The sequence below is a fragment of the Nonomuraea sp. NPDC059023 genome, from assembly GCF_042740095.1.
Lineage (GTDB): Bacteria > Actinomycetota > Actinomycetes > Streptosporangiales > Streptosporangiaceae > Nonomuraea.
This window is the reverse complement of record NZ_JBHYIO010000025.1, coordinates 1-4,110: the sequence shown is the minus strand read 5'-3', so window position 1 is coordinate 4,110 and position 4,110 is coordinate 1. Positions and strand designations below refer to the sequence as shown.

At 70.9% G+C, this 4,110-nt stretch carries 5 protein-coding genes; 2 read left to right on the top strand and 3 right to left on the bottom strand.

Annotated elements, in window-relative coordinates:
• Together ACFWYW_RS35435 and ACFWYW_RS35430 are read left to right on the top strand one after the other, a co-directional pair.
• A partial coding sequence (locus tag ACFWYW_RS35435) for a DUF4118 domain-containing protein (RefSeq protein WP_379641170.1) occupies window positions 1–2,344 on the top strand: 2,344 nt, incomplete at its 5' end.
• Window positions 2,341–3,009, top strand: coding sequence for a response regulator (locus ACFWYW_RS35430; protein WP_379610472.1), 669 nt, complete (start codon window positions 2,341–2,343; stop codon window positions 3,007–3,009). The genes ACFWYW_RS35435 and ACFWYW_RS35430, both read left to right, overlap by 4 nt.
• Here ACFWYW_RS35430 and ACFWYW_RS35425 read toward each other — a convergent pair.
• From ACFWYW_RS35425 to ACFWYW_RS35415, 3 genes are all read right to left on the bottom strand, one after another.
• Window positions 3,000–3,239 (bottom strand): hypothetical protein, encoded by a 240-nt coding sequence (locus ACFWYW_RS35425; RefSeq protein ID WP_379610470.1) that lies wholly within the window; start codon window positions 3,237–3,239, stop codon window positions 3,000–3,002. The genes ACFWYW_RS35430 and ACFWYW_RS35425 overlap by 10 nt on opposite strands.
• 1 nt (window position 3,240) lies before the next feature.
• Complete coding sequence (locus tag ACFWYW_RS35420) at window positions 3,241–3,411, bottom strand: hypothetical protein (RefSeq protein ID WP_379610468.1); 171 nt, start codon at window positions 3,409–3,411, stop codon at window positions 3,241–3,243.
• Window positions 3,412–3,514: 103 nt separating this feature from the next.
• Window positions 3,515–4,096: an IS5 family transposase gene (locus tag ACFWYW_RS35415; RefSeq protein ID WP_379623406.1), complete on the bottom strand. Its 582-nt coding sequence runs from the start codon at window positions 4,094–4,096 to the stop codon at window positions 3,515–3,517.
• Window positions 4,097–4,110: the final 14 nt, after the last annotated feature.

Genomic DNA, 4,110 nt, shown 5'->3' with positions numbered 1-4,110 from the left:
CGTCGAGACCCACGACCGGCCCCGCACCGCCGAGCTCCTCGACGGCATGGAGATCGTGCCGAGGAAGACGGTCCACTACCGCGGCACCGACCTCGCTGAACTGGACACCGCCGCCGTCATCGCCCGCGCGCCCGCGGTCGCGCTCGTGGACGAACTGGCCCACACCAACGCGCCCGGCTCGCGCAACGAGAAACGCTGGCAGGACATCGACGAGCTTCTCGCGGCCGGGATCGACGTGGTCTCCACCGTCAACATCCAGCACCTTGAGTCGCTCAGCGACGTCGTCCAGCAGATCACCGGAGTCGTGCAGCGCGAACGCGTCCCCGACGAGTGGGTCAGGCGGGCCGACCAGGTCCAGCTCGTCGACATGGCCCCCGAGGCGCTGCGCCGCCGCATGGCCCACGGCAACGTCTACGGCCCGGCCATGGTCGACGCCGCCCTGTCCAACTACTTTCGCGTCGGCAACCTCACCGCGCTGCGCGAGCTCGCCCTGCTCTGGGTGGCCGGCAAGGTGGACGAGCAGCTCGACCGCTACCGCGCCGACCACGGCATCGCCGACACGTGGGAGGCGCGCGAGCGCGTCGTGGTCGCCCTCAGCGGCGGTCCCGAAGGCGACACTCTGGTACGGCGGGCCGCCCGCATAGCCGACCGCTCCAAGGGCGCCGACCTCCTGGCCGTCCACGTGACCAGCGCCGACGGCCTCACCTCCGGCGCGGACCCGGCCAACGTCGCCCGCCAGCGCACCATCGTGGAGAACCTCGGCGGCACCTACCACCAGGTGCTCGGCGACGACGTCCCCCGCGCCCTGCTGGAGTTCGCCCGCGGCGTCAACGCCACCCAGCTCGTCCTCGGCGCCTCCCGCCGCGGCCGGCTCGCGCAGATCCTCTCGCCGGGCGTCGGCGTGGAGACCACCGCGCTGTCCGGCTCCATCGACGTGCACATGGTCACCCACGAGGGCGTCCGGCACGGGCGCAGGCACGGGGACCGCTCCGCCCTCTCGCTCAGACGGCGCGTATCGGGCTGGGCGCTGGCCCTGGCCGGGATGCCCCTGCTCACGGCGGGGCTGCTGCCGTTCCGTCCCGATCTGGCGCTGCCCAGCGAGATCCTGCTCTTCCTGCTGCTCGTCGTCGGCGTGGCCCTCGCGGGCGGCTTGTGGCCCGCGCTCACCGCGGCCGTCGCCGGGTTCGGGCTGCTCAACTGGTTCTTCACGCCGCCGTATCACACGCTGACCGTCGACGAGCCGGAGAACCTGCTGGCCCTCGCCATCTTCGTGCTGGTCGCGGCCATGGTCAGCGCGGTCGTCGGCCTGGCCGCCCGGCGCAGCGGGGAGGCCTCGCGGGCCAGGGCAGACGCCGAGGTGCTGTCCACGCTGGCCGGGCACGTGCTGCGGGGGGACTCGGCGCTGCCGTCGTTGCTGGACCGGCTGCGCGAGGTCTACTCGCTGACCTCGGCGACCATGCTGGAGAAGGACGGCGACGGCTGGCGGATCGTGGCCACGGCGGGCGGGCCGCCGTCGGCCGTACCGGATGTGGTGGTCGACGGGGATCTGGGGCTGGCCGTACAGGGGAGGATCCTCGACGCGGCCGACCGGCGGGTCCTGGAGGCGTTCGCGGCCGAGGCGGCGGTGGCGCTGCGCCAGCAGCGGCTGCGGGAGGAGGCGTCGTCGTCCGCGGCGCTCGCCGAAGCCGACAAGATGCGCACCGCGCTGCTCGCGGCGGTCAGCCACGACCTGCGCACCCCGCTGGCCTCGGCGAGCGCCGCCGTCGACTCGCTGCGCGGCACCGAGATCGACTGGTCGCCCGGGGACCGCGCCGAACTGCTCGACACCGCCCACGAGTCCCTGAACAAACTCGACCGGCTGGTGACCAACCTTCTCGACATGAGCCGTCTGCAGGCCGGCGTCCTGGGCGTGGCCCCGGAACCGGTGTCGGCGGCGGAGATCGTCCACCGGGCCCTCGCCGATCTGGGCGTTTCCCGGCTCGTGGCCGTGGAGATTCCGCCCGACCTGCCCGACCTCACCGCCGATCCGGTGCTCCTCGAACGCGTCCTGGTCAACCTCGTCGGGAACGCGGTGCGCTACGGGGACGTTGTCGTCTCGGCGAGCTGGCACGGCGAGAACGTGGAGATCAGGGTGGTCGATCACGGCCCCGGCATCCCGGCCGAGGCGCACGAGCGGGTGTTCCGGCCGTTCCAGCGGCTCGGCGACCGTTCCACGCACAAGGGAGTGGGGCTTGGGCTGGCGCTCTCCCGCGGACTCACCGAGGCCATGGGCGGCACGCTCACGCCGGAGGAGACACCAGGAGGAGGGCTCACCATGACGGTCTCGCTGCGGAGAGCCGGATGACGCGCGTGCTCGTGGTCGACGACGAGCCGCAGATCCTGCGCGCCATGCGGATCAACCTCGTCGCCCGCCACTACGAGGTGGCCGTCGCCGCCGACGGCGCCACCGCGCTGCGCCAGGCCGCCGACTGGCACCCCGACCTGGTCATCCTCGACCTCGGCCTGCCCGACATCGACGGCGTGGACGTCATCCACGGGCTGCGCGGCTGGACCCAGGTCCCGATCATCGTGCTCAGCGGACGCAGCGACGGCCACGACAAGGTCGACGCCCTCGACGCCGGCGCCGACGACTACGTCACCAAGCCCTTCGGCATCGATGAGCTGCTCGCGCGGGTGCGGGCGGTCACCCGCCGCGCCGCCGTCCCCACCGCGGAGTCCGCGGAGGCGCGCGTGGGCGATCACCTGATCGACCTCGTCGGCAAGACCATCTCGGGCGGGGTACGGCTGACGCCCACGGAATGGCACTTTCTTGAGCTACTGCTCCGCAACCCGGGCAAGCTGGTCAGCCAGCGGCAACTGCTGACGGAGGTGTGGGGCGCCTCCTACCAGAAGGAGACGCACTACCTGCGGCAGTACATGGCGCAGCTACGCAGGAAACTGGAGCGCGACCCCGCGCGTCCCGTCCATCTGCTGACCGAGCCGGGGATGGGCTACCGGTTTCAGCCCTGATCCTCGTCGTCTTCCGGGAAGTACGTCCGGGGCTCCTGGAGGAGATCGACGTGGGCGTCGGTCTGACGGTGATCCTCTTCGCGCATCCACGTCACGATGCTGCGGTCGGCCTCGTCGTCGATCTCGTCGATCTTGTGCCGCTCGGGCAGCTTGTCCTTGTACATGGCGATGACCGACTCCTGGGGATCGTCGCCCATGTCCTGGCTGATCTCGTATGGCTGTTCAGTCATGTCATGCCCGGATCATCACAGTGGCCTTCTGTACGGACCAGCCGGCCAGCAGGAGTCCGAACGCCGCCTGTGCGAATCGAATCCATGGCGTCGAGGCGTCGGCCGCGTACAGCACGACGCCCAGCCACATGAGGCCGAAACCGCCCACAAGGACGATCGCTGCCCAGTTCAACCCCCGCTGCCACATACGCGCAGTCTTACAGCCGTTCATCCAAGACTGGGTATGGACATGGTCTGGCTTTTCTGAGCTCGGCGGCTAGGAGCTGTTTCTTAGATCAGGTGCGGAGCCAGATGGCCAGCGCTGCCAGGGTGACGGTGCCGTGGAAGATGTAGGCGCGTTTGTCGTATCGGGTGGCCACGGCTCGGAAGTTCTTCAGCCGATTGATCGCCCGTTCGACGACGTTGCGCGCTTTGTAGCGTTCGGCGTCGAAGCTGGTGGGCCGTCCTCCGGCCGAGCCGCGCCGGCGGCGGTGGGCGCGTTGATCGCGGGGTTCGGGGATGGTGTGGCGGATCTTGCGGCGGCGCAGGTGGGTGCGGTTAGCGCGGGAGGAGTAGGCTTTGTCCGCGGCCAGGCTGTCGGGCCTGGTGCGCGGTCGTCCCGGCCCGTGCCGGGGTACCTTGATGGCCTCCAGCACCCGCCGCAACTGCGGGCTGTCGCCGTACTGGCCTGGCGTCAGCACCAGCGACAGCACTCGGCAACGGCCATCCGCGGACAGGTGGATCTTGGTGGTGAAACCGCCCCGGGAACGGCCTAAGCACTCCCCAGTCTGACCACCTCCGCCAGCCGGGCGGCCAGCGCGGCCAGCACCGGATCGCCCCGCTTTGTCCCGGCGGCGTCCCCTTTTTGCCGCCTCGATGCGGCAGGCGGCGG